The organism is uncultured Acinetobacter sp. (genome assembly GCF_947626835.1).
Taxonomy (GTDB): Bacteria; Pseudomonadota; Gammaproteobacteria; order Pseudomonadales; family Moraxellaceae; genus Acinetobacter.
Window position 1 is genome coordinate 22,501 of the sequence record NZ_CANQTS010000012.1, and the last position, 18,936, is coordinate 41,436.

The window sequence follows — 18,936 nt, forward strand, 5'->3', positions numbered from 1 at the left end:
TTTGGAGAATTTTATGTCTGATTTACGTCAACGCTTTTTTATTGAAGATAGCCCTGTTCGTGGCGAAGTTGTGCATCTTGAGCACACCTTAACCACAATTTTAGCGCAGCGTGACTATGCGCCTGCGATTAAAGTTTTATTGGGCGAAATGCTCAGCGCTACAGCCTTGCTTGCCAGTACCTTAAAAATTAAAGGTCGCATTAGCTTACAAATTCAAGCCTCAGGTACACTCAAGTGGGCGATGGCTGAATGTAACCATTTAGGTGAAGTACGTGCTTTGGCTGAATACGAACCCGATGCGCGTTTTAATCAAGCAGATGACTCAAGCACGGTACTGAAAAGCTTAGTTAAGCCTGTGTTATTTATTAATATTGAGCCAGAGGTAGGTCAGCGTTATCAAGGTGTGGTACCGCTTGAGCATGACACCTTAGCCGAATGTTTAATGCAGTATTATGATTTATCTGCACAAATTGCAACGCGTATTGTATTGGCAAGTAACGAACAGCGTTCGGGTGGTTTACTGATTCAATTGTTACCGCGCAACAATGAAGAAGAACAGCAACGTGTCGATGAAGATTTATGGCCACGTTTAACCATGCTAACCAGTACCTTAAAAGCTGAAGAGCTGACAGACCTGAGTGCTACCGACATTTTATATCGTTTATACAACGAAGAAGAGGTACGTCTACCTGAAGCAGAACCGCTTAAATTTGGTTGTACCTGTTCTAAAGAGCGCTGTGCCACTGCCTTAGAACAAATTGGCGTCACGGGTGTGCGTGAAACCCTAGAACATCAAAATCCAATTGAGATTAGCTGCCAATTCTGTAACAGCAACTACACCTTTAGTGCTGAAGAAGCCTTAGGCTTATTTGGTCAACATTTAAGTTAAATCAATCACTTAAAAGGCAGCTCATCGCTGCCTTTTTTTGGCTTTACCGTTTATCGCTTTGCAACAAAGCTACACAAACTGCCCCTAGCCTTCACGGCTGAAACATACAATAATGATTAAATAATAAACACATTAAGCATAAGCAAAATCGCATTGTGATGCTGTTACAACAACAAATACTCAACACACCCTGCATAGCTTGCCGATTTGTACGCATTCATGCTTAAGCTTTATCGCAAAAATCTTGCTTTGTGAACACCGATTACAAGGAGTTGTCCATGACTACCATCCATCATCGTGAAAGCCTAGAGAATATAGAAGACGGCGTGAGTTTTGATTTACACAGCTTTGCACAAAGCTGCGGACAAAGCCCAGAATGGGTCTTGCAGCTTTTAGAGTATGAGATTCTGTCACGCCGCCCAGAAGAGCGCATTCATCAGTTTTTTGCCGCCGACCTTGCCCGTGCTCAACAAGCCTATCGTTTACAACGTGACTTTGACGCCAGTTTTTCTGCCGTGGCCATGATGCTTGATTTGATTGATGAAGTCCAACAGCTACGTAAACAAGTCAAACACTGCAACTTTATTCATAGCTAATTACGGTGTTGTTTAGGCAGCCTGTTGTTTATATGTCAATCAACTCAGTTGAGATTTTAAAAGCACTATGAAAACCAAAGAATGTAATAAAAAGACCAAATTCATGTTCCCTGAATTTCGTGATTTGATTCCGAAATTACGTGAGGATAATCCACATTTCGCCAAAATGTTTGAGGAGCATGAACAGTTAGATAAAACCGTGATGCAGTTAGAACTTGACCCTCTGAGTCAAATTCGTGATGACATTGAAGTATTAAAGCGCAAAAAATTAAAGCTCAAAGATCAAATGTATTTGATGTTGCAAAAAATACAAAGTTCATAAAAAAAGCCCGCATGAGCGGGCTTTTTTTCAATCAAAACAAAGCAATTATGCTTGTTCGATTTCTTTCATGGTCAACTTGATACGACCACGGTTGTCGACATCAGCAACTTGGACTTTAATCTCTTGACCTTCTGTCAACACGTCTGCCACGTTAGCAATACGCTCGTTAGAAATTTGTGAGATATGAAGTAAACCATCAGTACCTGGTAAGATATTTACAAACGCACCAAACTCAACGATACGAATCACTTTACCTGTGTAGATCGTGCCAGGTTCAATTTCAGCAGTTAAGGCTTGGATTTTTGCAATCGCAGCCATGGCAGCAGCTTTGGTTTCACCAAATACGCGTACTGTACCGTTATCTTCAATATCAATCGCCGCTTTAGTTTCTTCAGTAATAGCACGGATAGTTGCACCACCTTTACCAATCACGTCACGGATCTTATCAGGGTTGATATTGATCACTTGGAATGTAGGCGCGTGCATAGAAATTTCTGGACGTGCACGTGAAATCACTTGGTTCATCTCGTTTAAGATGTGCATACGACCAGCATAAGCTTGGTTTAATGCAGATTCCATGATTTCTTCGTTGATACCTTCAATCTTAATGTCCATTTGAAGTGCAGTAATACCGTTGGCAGAACCTGCTACTTTAAAGTCCATGTCACCTAAGTGATCTTCATCACCTAAGATGTCAGAAAGAACTGCAAAACGATCGCCTTCTTTCACTAGACCCATTGCGATACCCGCAACTGGTGCTTTCAGAGGCACACCTGCATCCATCAGTGACAATGATGCACCACATACAGACGCCATTGACGATGAACCGTTTGATTCAGTGATGTCAGATACAATACGAATCACATACGGGAAGCGATCAGCTGCAGGAAGAACAGCTTGAACACCACGACGTGCTAAACGACCGTGACCAATTTCACGACGTTTAGGACCTGATTCACGACCAGTTTCACCTACAGAGTATGCAGGGAAGTTGTAGTGAAGCATGAAGTTATCAGTTTTAGTACCTGCAAGGGTATCAACCATCAATGCATCACGCGTATTACCTAAAGTAGTCGTTACTAATGCTTGAGTTTCACCACGTGTGAACAATGCAGAACCATGCGCACGACCTAATACGCCCACTTGTACATCAATTGCACGAACAGTTTTGGTATCACGACCATCAATACGTGGCTTACCAGACAAGATATTGTCACGTACTGTACGGTATTTTAATTCTTCAAATAATTCGTCAACTTCAGCTGCAATACCGGTTTCGTCTTCTTCAGGAACAAACTGAGCAACAGCTTCGGCATGAAGTGCATCTAATGCTGCATAACGGTCTTGCTTAACTGCAATGGTATACGCTTCAGAAATTTTCGCTTCAAATGCTGCTTTTAATTTAGCAAGAAGTTCTTCGTTTTTAACTGGAGCAACCCAAGTCGATTCAACCGCACCTGCAGCAGTTGCAAATTCTTTGATCGCTTGAATTGCAATTTGCATTTCATCATGACCAAACAATACAGCGCCAAGCATTTGATCTTCTGAAAGTTCTTTCGCTTCAGACTCAACCATAAGTACCGCAGATTCAGTACCTGCAACCACTAAATCAAGATCTGAATCTTTGAGTTGTTCAGTAGTTGGGTTAAGGATATATTCGCCATTGATCAAACCAACGCGCGCACCACCAATTGGACCACGGAATGGAACACCGGCAATTGACATTGCAGCAGATGTACCCAACATTGCAGCAATATCAGCTTCCATCGTTTTATCAGAAGAAACCACTGTTGCAGTCACTTGGATTTCGTTATAGAAACCTTCTGGGAACAATGGACGAATTGGACGGTCAATTAAACGTGAAATTAAAGTTTCAGATTCTGATTGACGACCTTCACGCTTACCGTAACCACCTGGAATACGACCCGCAGCATATTGCTTTTCTTGGTAGTTTACAGTCAATGGGAAGAAATCTTGACCTGCTTTTGCTTTTGCTTGTGCAACAACTGCAACCAATACAGTTACGCCACCCATGGTAATCACCACAGTATTTGCTTGACGTGCAACGCGACCAGTTTCTAATGTTACGGTATGTTGACCGTATTGGAATTCTTTACGAACAATATTAAACATCGACATATATTTTTCTTTCCTGATTTTATTCTAGTGGAGACCCCTAAGGTTTGGCATTCACAATCATAGTATGTTGCGTAAATGACAAAGCTTAGAAGCCGACCTCACTAGATTTTAAACACAAAGAAGGAGCGAACATTCGCCCCTTCCCCATTATCTAACCAAAGTTAGATATGCTTTTGTTTTTAGTCCTACAGCACTCAACATGCAATAATCCGAAAAACAAAGTTTAAATCGAATTAACGACGTAAACCTAAAGCAGCAATCAAATCGCTGTAACGAGTAGCGTCTTTACCTTTAAGGTAGTCAAGAAGCTTACGACGTTGGTTAACCATACGGATAAGACCGCGACGGCTGTGGTGATCGTGCTTGTGCTCTTTAAAGTGACCTTGTAAGTCATTGATTTGAGCAGTTAAAAGTGCTACTTGAACTTCTGGAGAACCAGTGTCATTTTCAGCACGAGCAAATTTAGCGATGATCTCTGCGCGATCTGCGTTTGTTAAAGCCATTCGATTTCTCCGAGATGCTTCTATAAAAAATTTCGATATGAATCAATTTAAAAAATTGACTGCCGTGCATCACTACAGCAAGGCGCTATTTTAAGCCATATTGGTAAAGATTGCAAAAATGCTTTTGCGCAAATGCTTGTTATGTGTGAAATAGCGCTCAAATTTTTCCCAACACACCTTGCACACAAAGAAGCCCAAGTGAAACTTGGGCTTGAGGCGCTGCAATAAAACTAAATTTTATAATAATATGGCTCAGTACTCTTGTTTAACAGTAGCTGTCCTTATTGATTTAGTATGCAATTAAAATATGAAAGCAGCGAGTGGTTTTTCACCTATTACTTTGTGCGTTTTGGATTACAGCGTGTAGGACAAGATTAAAAATAAAAAGCCTTGTAGTCTCTCCCAAAACTACAAGGCTTAGCGGCTGTAAGTTTCCTCTGTGACTTACTTTCCTGTAAGTTCGCTGCCATATCGGCTTATCGTTATCATTGTGCGATTATTCTCAACATTCCGTGTTGAGCTTTTGTTAAAGCTATATTCGCAGAAAGTGCAGCAAAGCTCTATGCGTCAATTTCTCGAATCTTTGTAAGCCATGGCGTACAAAAGTCACTTTTTGACTATTCAATCAAAAAATCACGTTGTTTTTAGTTTATTTTTTAAGCCACTTTGCCGTGTAGTTTTTACTGTTAGGGCCTGTTGCAAGCTCTTTGGGTCGGCTAAAATACTCACCACCGACTTAGCACGGGTAATCGCTGTATAAAGCAGTTCCTGACTTAATAGGTTGGCAGCAGCACCATCTAACACCACAGCGCTATGTTTAAATTCGGAACCTTGCGATTTATGAATCGTCAAAGCAAAAGCTGTTTCAATATTTTTAGGTAACCGTGCTGCTGGCAACCATTTTTCTAAACTTGGGAAATACACCTCAAATTGCCACTGACCCTCTTTAAAACGCTGTAAACATACACCAATATCACCGTTGGATAGCCCAAGTTGATAATCGTTATAGGTCATCATCACTGCACGTCCGACATACCAATCACCTTGTTGAGTGGTATAGCTTGCCAACTGTTGCAATAAACGTTTTTCAATCTGCTGATTAAGCTGTTTTAAACCCAAAGCTCCATGACGAATCGCCGTTAAAATACGATAGTCGTCAAAATGTGCTAAAACTTCTGCCAATAAAGTTTCAGGTTCATCACTCGCTAAATAGGCTTTTAAGGCAGCTACATAAGGTTCAAAACCGAACATTAGGCGATCGTAATAGGCTTGATAGTCTTCAGAGGTAATTTTTTCTGGTAAATATTGAAGCTGCACCACATCGCTCATGTGTGTTGTAAGCCGGATGGCTTGTAAAGTAGACGATGCAATCAACTGCTCTAGCTCATGCAGCATTGAACTCTTTACATGTGGGGCTTGGATAAAACCTGCCAACTCACCAATCGCTGCACCTGCTTTAAAGCGACGACTGGTATGTAAATGCACCCGATGTGAAGCTAGATGTTCTACCTGTTGTAAATCTGCCAAGACTGAACCCACATCCACGGAGGCCAATTGCTGTGCATCGCCCAATAAAATTAAGCGGGTACCATTGGCAATAGCATTAAACAATAAAGCAGCTAAATTTAAGTCCAGCATGGAAGCTTCATCAACCACCACCACATCAAATGGTAAGGGCTGCTTGGCGGAAAAACGCGGTTTATGTTGTGTGCCTAAGCCTAATAAACGATGTAAAGTAATCGGTTGTAAATGCTTTAAATCATCGCTGACCAAATGCTCAAGTTTTGGGTCGTTAAATGCATTTTGCAAAGCTTCTTTCATACGCTGTGCCGCTTTACCTGTAGGTGCGGCCATAGCAATACGTAAATCGGGTAAAGTTTGATTTAAAGCAGCAATAATACGCGCCAAAGTATAGGTTTTACCTGTGCCCGGTCCTCCAGTAATGATGCTTAAACCTTGCTGTGCCACAGCGTGTAAAGCCGCTTTTTGATGATCATCAGTTAATAGCTCTTGATCATCTGCAACAGCCACTTGGGTAACTTTCGCTTCAATTAAGCGTTTAACATCTTGGGCCAATTGTTGTTCTAATTGCCAATAACGATATAAATATAAGTGACTTTGATCATAAATAAACGGCGCAATTGCATGTGGTGCGGCCACCAATGTGCCTAAACTTCGCACTTGTTCAGGTAAAGCTTGCACACAACTGTGCCCATTTTGTATGGCAAGCAGCAACTCTTGAATTAAATTTTGTGCCTCAAGTGATGTATCAGCAAAATAGCCACTCCATGCTTTCATCCATGCTACATCGTTTTCAGTGCTCATATTCATAGCATGTCCCCTTGCATACGACCTAACAGTGCATCTAAACGCAAAATAAATTCATCCTCAGGTTTAAAATAATGTAAACCTTGCTCAGCTTGCCCATTCATACCACGCAAATACAAATAACTTGCGCCACCTAAATGGGTGTGGATGTCGTAGTCTTGCAGTTGCACACTTAAATAACGATGTAAGGCCACTAAATATAAACCTGCTTGTAACCAATAACTTGCTTGTGACATATTGGCTTGAATATGAGCATTGCTATAGTCAGCTTGATGTTGACCTAAAAAATTACTCTTATAGTCGGCAATGTGATAACGCTGTCCATCATAAAACACCAAGTCGATTGAACCTGTGAGATAACGCGCTGAATTGGCGTGATTTAGTGGCACCATATGAATGCCATATTCTTGAAATAAATCACTTATACGCTGCACGCCAAAGATGCGATCGGCGAGCGCCAAATAAAATGGAAATTCGGCAATATGAGCATCTGCACTTAACTGACTTAAACAGAAATCGGCAAATAATGGTGTATTTAAAATCTCAGCTAACCACTCGCCCAACATGGCATATAAGTGTTCGTCATTGACCAGCTCAAACTCTGCCACATATTTTTCTTTTAATTCTTGCCAAAGGCTTGGATAACTGTTTTTAAAACGTCGATGTAGCTCTAAACCCCAATCACTTTGATCTTGAAAATCAATGTGTTCAAAGATTTCATGTAAGAAGTTACCCGCCAATGTACCCATCGGGAAGTTACGTTTAATCCAAGATAAACTTTGCTCGCTTGGATGACTGTCTGCAACCACATGGATTTCATCGGCAGCATTGTTGTGCTGTTCATGCTGTGTAGCCAAAACATCCATTGCTTGCTTACGGCTTAAATGCTGCGCTAAAGCACTAAAACTGGTTTTACTGCGCGGATAAAAGCGTTGTTTGGGTAAATCTAATGCATACAGCACAGGCGTTTGAATCTGTTGCGGCGGACGAATCCAGATCGGACACTCCGCCAATAATGGCTCATCCTGACAATGAGCATGACAAAAGCCTTCACCAACATTTTTCCAAAACAATACACCATGTGCTTTATCTAATAGTTTTTTACTTAATATTGCATACACCCGATGACTGGCACGGGTGAGCGCCACATACCACAAACGGTGCTGTTCGGCTTCTAATCTGGCGTCATGTTCGGCAATGGCTTGTGTATCTAATAAATGTTTATCGTTAATTGCCACTACACGTTGGATTTCAGTTTGTCCAGTCTCACTGTGATTGATCACTTGAGTCGAGAAATTCAAGGTTTTATTGATCTCACGCCCAGCCGAGCTTGCCCCAAGCAAAAATACAATTTTAAATTCAAGCCCTTTAGATTGATGCACTGTCATCAGTTGCACGCCTGCTGTGTTACTTAAACTGCGCTCCATTTCCCAATCACGTTGCCCCGGTGACTGAATTTGTTTTAAATACCATGTATATAAGGTTTGCGCACCTTGATAGCTTTCGCTGTGCTGGGTCAGACTTTCAGTTAAATGACGTAAATTGACCACTAAGCGTTCATTATCACGGCTTTGATAACGCACCAAATTTTCCCACACCGCAAAAATATTTAAGGTGTATTGCCATGCAGTTAAAAAACCTTTGCCCAACCACATTTCACGAATATGCTCAAAGTCGTTCATATAACGACTTAAACCCTCAGGCTGAGCTTGCATCGCAATCAGGTCATTAAGTTGCAGTCCAATCAAATGACTGAGTAAAGCCCGTTTGACTTTGGCTTCATCAAAAGGATGCAAAATTGCAGTTAAGATCGCCCCAACATCTTGGGCAATACTGCTGTCAAAGACACTGCGTTTTGAGGCACGATTAACGCGAATATTTAAACGATTTAGCTCATATTGGACTTTGTCTAAGCCATCATGATTACGTGATAAAACAGCAATATCATCAGCTTGCAAAGGTTGTTTTTGCTCTTTGTGTTGAAAATATAATTGCTGCTGTGCGCTTAAATTTAACAGATGGCGAATTTGCCAAGCCACCTGTAAAGGCTCGTGATCGGCATCTTCTAAAGTGATAAAACGCAGCGGCTTTGGATTGGGCACGCCTTGTTCATAACAGATCGGATGCGGACGTAAACCTGCTTCTACAGGACTATAAATCACCTGTTCACCAAAATTGGGCTGCTGCTGAAACAAAGCATCAACCACTTGCACCAACTCAGGTACAGAACGCTGATTGTATTTAAGACTATACAGTTTACCCTGTTTGGCTAAAACATCTTGACGCGCTTTGCTATAGGTCAACATATCGCCGCCACGAAAGCCATAAATGGCCTGTTTAGGGTCACCCACCATAATCATACAGCCTTGGCTATACCATTTGGGGTTACGCCAAATTTGCGCCAACATATTATCTTGATCTTGGTTGGTGTCTTGAAATTCATCGACCAAAATTAATGAATAACGACTCTGCACATATTGGGCAAAACGCTGTCCCTGCTCTCCCATTAAGGCATCACTTAAACTGCGCATTTGTTGGGTAAAGGTGGTTTCGCCTTGTTGTTGTAAACGCTGTGGTAGACGACGTTTGACTTCTTGGGTTAAAAAATACTTCAACTGTGTATCAATCGCGCCAAGTTGTTGCTCAAATTGTTGGGTGGCCAGCAATAGCTCTTGTAGTGTCTGTATCACCCGATGCTGTAAAAAGGCTGCTTGATCTTCGGCGCTACAGGTTTTACTCGGTTTATTAAATAAACTTTTACGTGGCAAGCCTTTACTGTCTAAAAATAAATTAAAGACTTGTTTTAGCTGTTTTTGAAATTGTGGATTAAAAAATACTGTTAAAGGTTCGTTTTGCTTTAACGTATTGATGAGATTCGGCAAAATCACCGTGAAGGTTTGTAGCAAGTTTTTTTCAGGTTTTTCTAAGACATGTGCAGAAAAATTAGAGGTAAATTCTCCTGCATAATAGGCCTGTAATTCTTGTAAATCCTCTACAGTAAAACTCGCAAGTTGATTTAGACAAGCTGATAAAACCTCAGTATCTAAAGGTTGTGGCTTCACGGTTTGCATTTTGGCTGAGGCAAAATCAAGACTTTTTTGCACCACATCCACATAAGCCAAAGGGGCTTTTAAAATTCCTTTTAGCAACAAAAAATCAATGTTGGCTTGCGGTTGTAATTGAATCCACTCACGTAATACATCGTGAATAATCTGTTGGGTGTATTGCTTGGCTTGATCACTAATCGCCACATGCTCAATTCTGCCACTTTCAAAAGAAAATTCTGTAAGCAGTTTTTGACTAAAGCTGTCTAGCGTTCCAACAAACAATTCATCAAATTGGTCTAAAACCAACTTTAAACGCTCGCAAGCGTAACCGATTTTATCTGCATAATCGTGTAATATTTTTTGGAATAAGACGTCTTGTTCAAGTTGCGCTTGCGCTAAAATTTCTGTACTACTTAAAGCTTGATAAGGCTGTAGAAAATGCAAAGCATCTTGCAGACGTTTACGAATACGGGTTTTTAATTCTGCTGCTGCTGCACGGGTAAAAGTGGTGGAAATCACTTGATGCGGTAAATAATCGTGCAACAACACACGTACCATTAAGCTTGATAGCGTATAGGTTTTACCTGTGCCCGCCGAAGCTTCAATCCAATGTAAGCCGCAAAATTGCATATCAACAATAGGCGCATAAGAAGGTTCAATCTGACAAAAACTGTTCATGCGTCATCCTGTATCGTTTGATGCCAAAAGATCGGCTGATAAAGTCGGTAAGAGAAGGTTAAACAGGCCTGTTCAAGCAAGCTATTGCTATCGGCATCACGTAAAATAAACTGCCAATCGCGGTGTTTAATATTCCACTCTTCATTGTCATAACGATAGCCGGCAAAACCATCCGATTTACGCCACTCTTTAATCAGTCTGTCTAGGTCTTTAACTTGCATATCACCATTTTCAAGGTCTACCCACTCGACTTTGGCTTCGTCTTTGAGGAGTAATTCGGCAGGCAATAATAAGACATTTTGCTTGGCATATTGCCATGCCTCAAGCCAATCATGTAACCAAATTTTGGCTTGATCTGAACTGACCCCTTGGCAAATTAAGGTTTTATCACTGCATACAGCGATACGGCGTAGATTTCGTCCTGCATCACCTAAATCTAAATAGGCAAGCCACAGTAAATATTCAAGCCACACCCGACCACGGCGTTTGGGCTTAGCACTGGCTGCCATTAAGCTGAGCCATGTGTCGCTCGTACTTTCTGGCACTTGAATACTGATATGTAATTGATCTTGAAGTTTTAAAACCTGTCGTGTGGTAGCGGTGGTGGTTTCAGCAAACTGATATAAGCGCTGCTGCAAATGACTGTGCTCAATTAAACTTTGCTGCCATGTGGCATGTTGGGTTTTGCCTACCGGTAATACATCTTGTAAAACATCTGCATTGGCACTTTGATGCTGCAATAAGAACTCACGCACTTGATATTTTTTTAAGCCATCTAATAACAAGGGTTCTTGATCTTCTATCACGTCACTTGGGCTTAAATTTTTCACCCCTAAGGTTTTAAGATAAGTACGCGCCGGAAATAAAATATCCTGAATCCATTGCTCACTGTCTAATAATTCATAGGCTTGCTCTAATGCCGGCAATGTATATACGCCTGTACTCCATGCTTGACGTGGCTGCTGCGCGCCCACCAATTGACGTGCTACTTTAAACCATTGGTTTTGATAGCGAATAGCATGCGCTTGACTAAAGCCTACAGGATCAAAGGGTTGTAAAGGATGAATATGATACAGACTGAGCAATTGGCTAGGTACTTCAACGCCATGTACATCGGTCTGTGGCGCAAGGGTTGGATCTTGATACACAATCAAATTTAAATGCTGTACAAACTCTTGTAACACGCTGGATGGATCACGCACTTCGCTGTCGTTTAAGTCAAACGCATTATAAAACAGCCATACATTGTCTTTGGCCAATAACAGGGCATCTAAAAATGCACCTTGATCATCTTCTAAACGTGAACGATCACCCAATTGTGGACGTAACATTTGCATGAGGTCAAAAGGAATATGCTGATCACGATTTGGGAACTTGCCACTGTCTAAATTAAGCATCACCACCAATTTATATGGCACAGGACGAATCTGCCCCATTTGGCTAAAGGTGATTTGTCCTGTAGGTTCGGCTTGCTCTAACTGGCTGCCTAAACTTTTTTCAATTTCCGCTAAAATATAAGGTAAAGGCAGGGTTAAACTGCGTAAAGCATCTTGTTCATCGTCATCATAAAAACTGGTTAAAGTCAGCATACGTTCTTGTTTTTTAACCAACAGATACACGCTGTCTAACACATCTACGCCTGCGGCTTTAAACTCATTAATTTCATCCATTAAACAGTTTAGCCAATATTCAGCGCTGCGTTGTTCTTGGGTTTCATGCTCAATCAGCCATGTACGCCGTGCCGCAATATCTTGATAAATTTCAATTAGGGTACCAATTAAAGCAAAATCACTTGGGCGAACTTCGGCATAACTTAAGGTGTTTTCAAAGACACAATGCTCAGGAATAGCAATGCCGAGTGCTAAACGATCTAAGGCAAATTTAAAGCTAAAACGATAATCCAGATCGCCCTCAATTAAGCTTTCTTGTAAATGCTGCGCGTCGAAACCACGTTTAAAACCTGCCGCTTGGAGTAGTTCATAAATACGCTCAAGGGCATTGGCATCTAAATTGTAGCGTTGTTGGGTGGCAAATAAACTCAGCCAATCGGCAAATGCTTCTAAAGTGAATCGACCTGTTAATAACTCAATGCGCCCGAGTACAGCACGCCATGCATTTTGCGCATCGAGTGGTGTAACACCGGCAATTTGAATGGGCAGATATACGCTATCTTGCAGCATACGTTCGCGCTCAGACAAGGGCGCGGCAAAGGTACTACGAATTTGTGGTTCAATGTCTTTAAGGTTAGGACACAACACCAAAATATCACTGGCACGGCGCGGTGCATCAGGTGTGCCTTGGCTTAACCAATGTAAAATTTGTTCTTTTAACACTTCAAGTTGGCGCAAACTTGAATGACACACATGAATCTGAATCGAGCCATCATCTGGCTGTAAATAGTATTGATTTGCCTCAGGCTTTCGTAAATGTAAAATATCGCTTTGGATTTTGCCTAATAACGTGTTTGGATAATCTTCAGGGAATAAATCAAACCATTGCCCTTCTTCGTTAGAAGATAAATTCGACAACAACGAGAAATGGTCACGCGCTTGTTTACCAAAACGGGTGAGTAGCGGATGATGCGAATCGCGTTTTTCGGCATGAAACTCTAGACTAAATTTTTCAATATAGGCATTAATGGCTTGATCATCGACGCTACGCCCTTGCGCTTGCTCACGTTCAATAAATCTTTGCCGTAACTGCGCGTCATAGCGGGCTTTCCAATGCGGGTCGACCATATCGGCCCAATATTCTTGTGAGGGGTTGTAATGCATCACAAAAATATCAAGGTACTGTCCTAAACGACGTAAAAATTGCAGTTGTACTGGGGGTAAATCCAATAAGGTAAATACTACAATTTGATTGGGCAAACGTTTTAGGGCATCTTGGCGTGTGTTTGGGTCATCAAGGCGTTGCCAAAACAGCGCATCAATCCGTGCCACGTTTTTAAAATCTTCGGCAAAAACGCTTTGCCATAACCAACGTTGCCATGCTTCAAGCTCATAGGCTTGCTCAAGCTTAAATTGCTCAATTTCGGTGCCGACCTTAAAAAACAATTGCTCGACGTTTAAAGCCTGTTGCTTGCCCCATGTTTGCAGCCAATTATTGCCACAAGCACACAACTGCGCGCCACAACGTGCACAATGGCTGCGGTATTCCATATAGTTGGAAAATAAACGCGATACTTGTTCGGCAACCCAATACAACATGCTTTGTTTTTTATTGAGTTGTTCAAGCCCCTCTAAACGGTCGGCACTGGCATAAATACGTTGAATGATAGGATACAACGGATGTTGCTGACTTAAGGTATTGTGTGGTGCTTGCACAAAATCTTTTAGACTTTGATAAATACGCCATTTGATCATTAAACGCGGCAGGTTGGCTTTACGTACTTCATCGCGTTGATCATGCAGCACTTCTTGATATACCCACCACTGAAAACCACGCATACGGTGATGAAATTGATTATTGGCACTAATACCGCGCTGTTCAGCCAGACGCTGAGTAAGCCATGTTTCAATGGCTAAAGATGGCACAATAAAATGTTGGGCTTTTAACACCATCAAAGGATGTGCTTTGCTGTGTTGCACCGCGCGCAGCATGGCTTCAAATAACACTTCAATTCGCTGACTTTGCATTACATGAATGGCCATACTGCTCCTAACATCTGAATAAAAATAAAAATTTATCTACAAAATCACAAAGATTCTGTACTAGACCGACACCATTGGCTATGTCAAATTAAGCTTAAGTTGGCTTAAACCACACGATCAGACATAGAAAAAATTCATATTAGTTTAAGGTATTTCATGATGAAAATTGACAATATTCCACAAACAATTGATCCTACATTAAATTTAGAACAAGTCCGTGAAGAGTGTTTAGAGTTGGTCAAAAAACGGGCCTATATGTCGGCAGGTGTTGCCATTATTCCTATTCCATTTTTAGATGTTTTAATTGATGTGGGGATTTTGTCACAACTGATTCCTGAGGTGAATGCCCGCTTTGGTTTAGCACCTGAACAAGTGACTGTATTTGACCCAAAAACCAAGCAAATTCATTGGAGTGAACTCAAAAAACGTGGGGTTGAGTTCTCAGGTTTAGTGGTTGCGCGTACTGCCATGAAAAAATCATTTAATAATATGGCTGCCAAATACTTAACCAAACAAGTGACCAAGTTTATTCCACTTGGCGGACAAATGATTGCTGCCAGCTTAGGTTATATTGTGATGAAAAAAGTGGCCGAAGCGCATGTTGAAGAAAGCTACAAATTAGCCAAAGGCATTCAGCTTAAACAAGGCGTTGAGCGTGGCCAACCTATAGCACCACCTGTGACCAATGTACCGACCCTTGAGCAGCAACAAGACGATGCTGCCAAGTAAATGTTAAAAACGCTCGCAAGGGCATTTTTTTATGTGGCTTTGAGCTGCTTTAAAATGGTTTCTAGCACCTCAATTCGTGCGGTGTTTTTATCGTCCGTGGCAATAATATGCCACGGCGCAGCCTGAGTACTGGTATGGGTAAACATATCGGCAGCGGCTTGTAAATAATCATCCCAACGCTCACGATTACGCCAATCTTCTTCGGTAATTTTAAAGCGTTTATGTGGCGTTTCTTCACGCGCCTTAAAACGTGCCTCTTGCTCATCTTTAGAAATCGCCAACCAAATTTTGACAATCACACTGTTATTTTCAATTAAGTCTTGTTCAAAACGGTTAATTTCAGCATAGGCACGTTGCCATTCGGCTGGATGCGCAAAACCTTCAATACGCTCAACCAACACCCGCCCATACCAACTACGATCAAAAATACTAATATCGCCTTCGGTTTGTAAACGTCGCCAAAAGCGCCATAAATATGGGCGGCGCAGCTCATACGGTTCAGGTGCGGCAATGCTATGAATTTGATATTCACGCGGATCAAGCTTTTGCACAATACGTTTAATCGCCCCCCCTTTACCGGCTGCATCCATGCCTTCAAAACACACAATCACATCGCGTGGATCAAAACGTAAAGCGTCGGCAACTTCACGGGTTAGGGTTTTTAGTTTGTCCTTATATTCAGCTTTGTCCAATACGTTTTGTTCAGGTGAACGTAAAACTTGGGGAATAGGATTGTTTTTCCACTTTTTGGCACTGGTTTTAATATGATCGGGGCAGTCTTTTAAGGCATTTAAAATATGTTGGGCAAAAATTTGATCACGGTTTTTATCTGCCCCATCAATGACTAACCAATCTTGGGTAAAACGCGATCTTAAACGCTGCAAGGTCTTGTATTTATTTTGATTACGCCAATCACTGCTTTGCAATTTATGCCAACGGGCTTCACTGGGTTCCATCTCATCAATACGTTGTTGCAAAGTTTCCCATGACAAATCAAACCACACCTTAATGACATCCACATTATTGTTTCTTAAATCTTGTTCGTACTGCGCCATTTTGGCAATGTAATCATCATACAAACTGTCATCAATTGGGTTCGATACATGCATCGCGGTGCTGAGTAAGTCGGTATACCAATTGCCAAATAAAATAGTGATTTGACCTTCTTTGGGCATAAATGGTACATACGGCAGCCAATAAGGTTGCTCACGCTCCAGCACCAAAGCTTTATCGGCTTTTACCTTTAAATAACGCGGATCGACCCATTCACGTAGTTGTTTAACCGCCTCACCTTTTCCGGCTAAATCAATTCCGTTGACCAAAATCAGTAAACTTTTGGCATTTTTTTGGTCACGGCTTTGGCGTAAAGCAAATTGTGCCTCAATTAAATCTAAGGACAGTTGATCTTCATCCATTGCTTTAAATTTTTCTGCCATGTTATGTTGCCCTTATCATTTTTATGGTTGTGGCTTCTATGTGTACAAAGATTTAGTGCAGCTTGCAATCAACAAATCGTTTTTTTTGGATTTAAGGATAGCTGTTTGAGGTGTAAATCTTTAAGCTTAAGGCACAGTGGCAAGCAATGGAGCCGATATGTCAAAACTTGCGGTTTTAAACGATCTATTTATGACGTATCAACAATTAAATTATCACCACAATCCGCAGTTATTACAGCGATTACGTGATGTGCAAAATTGGCAAAAAAAACGCATTATTCGTAGCCATGCGCCACAATTTAAACAAAAACAAAATGTATTAATGGCCGAATATTTTATGAATCGCCTGTATGGTGGTCCAGACTTTGATGCCCTTGCTGCGCAGATTCAGCGCTTGCTGCCTAAGATTCATAAAGCAGAAAAACTGATTCCCGAAAATGCCATTAAAACTGGAACTGCTGGTATTCAATTGGCTTTGCTCGCGGTACAGCTTGATGAACAAGTGGCTGCCCAGTTATTGCAAGATTATCCTGAAAACACCCCATTAACCGACGAAATCATGCGTGTGACCTATTTAAAACTAGACCAAGGCACACAGCGTTTAGAACAATTACGCCAACTGGATCAATTGGGTTTAAGTTTAGATAAATACTTGCGTTCTTTTGTGGTGCATACTGCGTTTAAAATGTGTAAAAGTACGGCCTATAAACATAAATTTGATGTGATGTATGATTTTATGCAAGATGGTTTTGCTGCCATGAAGCCACTTAAATCGGCTGAAAAATTTGTGCGTGACTTTACCGCTCAAGAACGTGAAATTATTGCTAAAGTACACGCCGGTGATCCACAACCGTTTGCATAAGCGAAAAGCCATCGCTTGCACTTTGGTTGCGTTATAAATACAACAAATGCAGTGTTTTTTCTGTATATTATGCAACACATTCAAGTCTGCATCGCTATAAGGCTTTAGAATCTGTCATGATGCATGCACTGTTTTTAACTCTATTTCCCTGTTAGGAGTGAGACTCATGTCTAACGAAAATCAAACGCCTACAAATGCACAGAACACAGACAAAGTGAGCCCATTCTTAACCGAGCCACTCCCACAAGGTGCGCCACAAGGTCAGCAACAAAGCGTTGAAGCCACTACAACACGCGCTATTCCTAAATATAATTTACCGCGTGGTGCCAATACCGGCAATGTGGGTGAAAAAACTCACTTTGGTTATCAAACGGTAAATAGCGAAGAAAAAGCGCAAAAAGTTGCCGAAGTGTTTCACTCGGTGGCCGCTAAATACGACATTATGAATGATTTGATGTCATTTGGTATTCACCGTCTATGGAAGCGCTTTGCGATTAATATGTCGGGTGTACGTCGTGGTCAGCATGTGCTGGATATTGCAGGCGGTACAGGTGATTTAGCCAAAGTCTTTAGCCGTGAAGTTGGCCCAACAGGTCATGTGGTGTTATCTGATATTAACGAATCGATGCTGAATGTCGGTCGTGATCGTTTAATTGATGCAGGCTGTGCCAACGTTGATTTTGTGCTTGCCAATGCCGAAACTTTAGAGCCTTTTGCCGATAACAGCTTTGACTTAGTGACCATTTCATTTGGTTTACGTAACGTAACCGATAAAGATGCTGCATTAGAAGCGATGTACCGCGTGTTAAAGCCGGGCGGTCGTTTATTGGTATTAGAATTTTCTAAACCTGTGTTTGAACCATTCTCAAAGCTTTACGATTTATACTCGTTTACAGCATTACCGGTGATGGGCAAAATCATTGCTAATGACTCAGAAAGCTATAAATATTTAGCCGAATCAATCCGTATGCACCCAGACCAACGTACCTTAAAAGGCATGATGGAAAATGCAGGCTTTAGCAACTGCGACTACCACAACTTAACCGGTGGTATTGTAGCAGTACATCGCGGCTTTAAACTCTAAGGTTTAACTTATGTGGTCGATTCTTGCCTTAGGTGCAATCGAACGCTTTATGCATCATTTCATTGATCTGGATGCGATTACCCGTATTCAGCTCAATGGCTTACAAGGCAAAGTGTTGCGCGTAGTGATTGACACACCGCAACTGTCTGTTGATGTCTGCTTTGATGATGGCAAAGTGCGCCTAGAACCTACTCCAACAGGACACAGTCAAACAGGTTCTATTTTTGAGCAGCGTCCCTTTGACCCAAACCATGTACCTACTGTCGCAACGGCAACTTTACATGTTGGCAATATCGTAGAACTGCTCAAACTGCTGCTCAGTGATGAAATCGGCACGATTCCTTTGCAAGGCGATTATCGTCTATTGCAAGAGGTGCAGCGCATCATGCAAAACAGCGAACTCGACTTAGCGGCACATTTAAGTCCATGGATTGGGGCAAATTTAGCGCATGAAATTGGTAAATTACAACGCTTACCTCGCCTCATGAAAGATCAACTGCACAGCCAAGCCTTTATTGCAGAAGATTATTTAAAAGAAGATTCCGGTTTATTTGCACCACGTTGGCAAATGGACGAACTACAACAAGCGACCCGTCGCTTGCTGCAAAACCTTGATCGTGCTGAAGCGAAAATTTTAGCGCTGCAACAAAAAATTTCTTAACTTTAGGTA

At 41.5% G+C, this 18,936-nt stretch carries 13 protein-coding genes; 7 read left to right on the forward strand and 6 right to left on the reverse strand.

Annotated features, from left to right (window positions below; translation table 11 throughout):
- The first annotated feature begins 13 nt into the window (after positions 1–13).
- From Q0Z55_RS06795 to Q0Z55_RS06805, 3 genes are all read left to right on the forward strand, one after another.
- On the forward strand, positions 14–889 hold the full coding sequence (locus Q0Z55_RS06795; RefSeq protein ID WP_297426094.1) for an Hsp33 family molecular chaperone HslO: 876 nt from the start codon (positions 14–16) through the stop codon (positions 887–889).
- A 278-nt stretch (positions 890–1,167) separates the two neighbouring features.
- Positions 1,168–1,485, forward strand: coding sequence for a chaperone modulator CbpM (locus tag Q0Z55_RS06800; RefSeq protein ID WP_297426096.1), 318 nt, complete (start codon positions 1,168–1,170; stop codon positions 1,483–1,485).
- A gap of 67 nt (positions 1,486–1,552) precedes the next feature.
- Entirely contained in the window at positions 1,553–1,807 is a 255-nt protein-coding gene (locus tag Q0Z55_RS06805) for a DUF465 domain-containing protein (RefSeq protein WP_297426100.1), read from the forward strand.
- Positions 1,808–1,852: 45 nt separating this feature from the next.
- On the opposite strand, the gene pnp is transcribed toward Q0Z55_RS06805, so the two are convergent.
- The 5 genes from pnp to Q0Z55_RS06830 all read right to left on the reverse strand — a co-directional run bounded on the left by pnp (position 1,853) and on the right by Q0Z55_RS06830 (position 14,155).
- Positions 1,853–3,940, reverse strand: a complete 2,088-nt coding sequence (pnp, locus tag Q0Z55_RS06810) for a polyribonucleotide nucleotidyltransferase (protein ID WP_297426185.1) — start codon at positions 3,938–3,940, stop codon at positions 1,853–1,855.
- 239 nt (positions 3,941–4,179) lie between these two features.
- Positions 4,180–4,449: a 30S ribosomal protein S15 gene (gene rpsO / locus Q0Z55_RS06815; RefSeq protein ID WP_004692669.1), complete on the reverse strand. Its 270-nt coding sequence runs from the start codon at positions 4,447–4,449 to the stop codon at positions 4,180–4,182.
- 633 nt (positions 4,450–5,082) lie between these two features.
- Positions 5,083–6,747, reverse strand: coding sequence for an exodeoxyribonuclease V subunit alpha (gene recD / locus Q0Z55_RS06820; protein ID WP_297426188.1), 1,665 nt, complete (start codon positions 6,745–6,747; stop codon positions 5,083–5,085).
- 29 nt (positions 6,748–6,776) lie between these two features.
- Complete coding sequence (locus tag Q0Z55_RS06825) at positions 6,777–10,502, reverse strand: UvrD-helicase domain-containing protein (RefSeq protein WP_297426107.1); 3,726 nt, start codon at positions 10,500–10,502, stop codon at positions 6,777–6,779.
- The gene (locus Q0Z55_RS06830) at positions 10,499–14,155 is read right to left on the reverse strand and encodes an exodeoxyribonuclease V subunit gamma (protein WP_297426111.1); all 3,657 of its coding nucleotides are present in this window, start codon (positions 14,153–14,155) and stop codon (positions 10,499–10,501) included. Before Q0Z55_RS06830 ends, Q0Z55_RS06825 begins: the two co-directional genes overlap by 4 nt.
- A gap of 159 nt (positions 14,156–14,314) precedes the next feature.
- Here Q0Z55_RS06830 and Q0Z55_RS06835 point away from each other — a divergent pair, with 159 nt between their 5' ends.
- The gene (locus tag Q0Z55_RS06835) at positions 14,315–14,884 is read left to right on the forward strand and encodes a hypothetical protein (protein ID WP_297426190.1); all 570 of its coding nucleotides are present in this window, start codon (positions 14,315–14,317) and stop codon (positions 14,882–14,884) included.
- Between the two features lie 29 nt (positions 14,885–14,913).
- Here the strand turns inward: Q0Z55_RS06835 and Q0Z55_RS06840 are convergent, their stop codons facing one another.
- Positions 14,914–16,320, reverse strand: a complete 1,407-nt coding sequence (locus Q0Z55_RS06840; protein WP_297426114.1) for a phosphate--AMP phosphotransferase — start codon at positions 16,318–16,320, stop codon at positions 14,914–14,916.
- A 157-nt stretch (positions 16,321–16,477) separates the two neighbouring features.
- On the opposite strand from Q0Z55_RS06840, the gene Q0Z55_RS06845 reads away from it, so the two are divergent.
- The 3 genes from Q0Z55_RS06845 to Q0Z55_RS06855 all read left to right on the forward strand — a co-directional run bounded on the left by Q0Z55_RS06845 (position 16,478) and on the right by Q0Z55_RS06855 (position 18,927).
- Positions 16,478–17,182: a hypothetical protein gene (locus Q0Z55_RS06845; protein WP_297426116.1), complete on the forward strand. Its 705-nt coding sequence runs from the start codon at positions 16,478–16,480 to the stop codon at positions 17,180–17,182.
- 166 nt (positions 17,183–17,348) lie between these two features.
- A complete protein-coding gene (ubiE, locus tag Q0Z55_RS06850) occupies positions 17,349–18,266 on the forward strand; it encodes a bifunctional demethylmenaquinone methyltransferase/2-methoxy-6-polyprenyl-1,4-benzoquinol methylase UbiE (RefSeq protein WP_297426119.1) in 918 nt (305 codons plus the stop codon).
- 10 nt (positions 18,267–18,276) lie between these two features.
- The gene (locus Q0Z55_RS06855; RefSeq protein ID WP_297426122.1) at positions 18,277–18,927 is read left to right on the forward strand and encodes a hypothetical protein; all 651 of its coding nucleotides are present in this window, start codon (positions 18,277–18,279) and stop codon (positions 18,925–18,927) included.
- The last annotated feature ends 9 nt before the right edge of the window (positions 18,928–18,936 follow it).

What these genes read in the sequence shown, in the direction of transcription:
- Q0Z55_RS06795 (WP_297426094.1), top strand. Translation starts at nt 14, where the DNA reads ATGTCTGATTTACGTCAACGCTTTTTTATTGAAGATAGCCCTGTTCGT.
- Q0Z55_RS06800 (WP_297426096.1), top strand. Translation starts at nt 1,168, where the DNA reads ATGACTACCATCCATCATCGTGAAAGCCTAGAGAATATAGAAGACGGC.
- Q0Z55_RS06805 (WP_297426100.1), top strand. Translation starts at nt 1,553, where the DNA reads ATGAAAACCAAAGAATGTAATAAAAAGACCAAATTCATGTTCCCTGAA.
- pnp (WP_297426185.1), bottom strand. Translation starts at nt 3,940, where the DNA reads ATGTTTAATATTGTTCGTAAAGAATTCCAATACGGTCAACATACCGTA.
- rpsO (WP_004692669.1), bottom strand. Translation starts at nt 4,449, where the DNA reads ATGGCTTTAACAAACGCAGATCGCGCAGAGATCATCGCTAAATTTGCT.
- recD (WP_297426188.1), bottom strand. Translation starts at nt 6,747, where the DNA reads ATGAAAGCATGGAGTGGCTATTTTGCTGATACATCACTTGAGGCACAA.
- Q0Z55_RS06825 (WP_297426107.1), bottom strand. Translation starts at nt 10,502, where the DNA reads ATGAACAGTTTTTGTCAGATTGAACCTTCTTATGCGCCTATTGTTGAT.
- Q0Z55_RS06830 (WP_297426111.1), bottom strand. Translation starts at nt 14,155, where the DNA reads ATGGCCATTCATGTAATGCAAAGTCAGCGAATTGAAGTGTTATTTGAA.
- Q0Z55_RS06835 (WP_297426190.1), top strand. Translation starts at nt 14,315, where the DNA reads ATGAAAATTGACAATATTCCACAAACAATTGATCCTACATTAAATTTA.
- Q0Z55_RS06840 (WP_297426114.1), bottom strand. Translation starts at nt 16,320, where the DNA reads ATGGCAGAAAAATTTAAAGCAATGGATGAAGATCAACTGTCCTTAGAT.
- Q0Z55_RS06845 (WP_297426116.1), top strand. Translation starts at nt 16,478, where the DNA reads ATGTCAAAACTTGCGGTTTTAAACGATCTATTTATGACGTATCAACAA.
- ubiE (WP_297426119.1), top strand. Translation starts at nt 17,349, where the DNA reads ATGTCTAACGAAAATCAAACGCCTACAAATGCACAGAACACAGACAAA.
- Q0Z55_RS06855 (WP_297426122.1), top strand. Translation starts at nt 18,277, where the DNA reads ATGTGGTCGATTCTTGCCTTAGGTGCAATCGAACGCTTTATGCATCAT.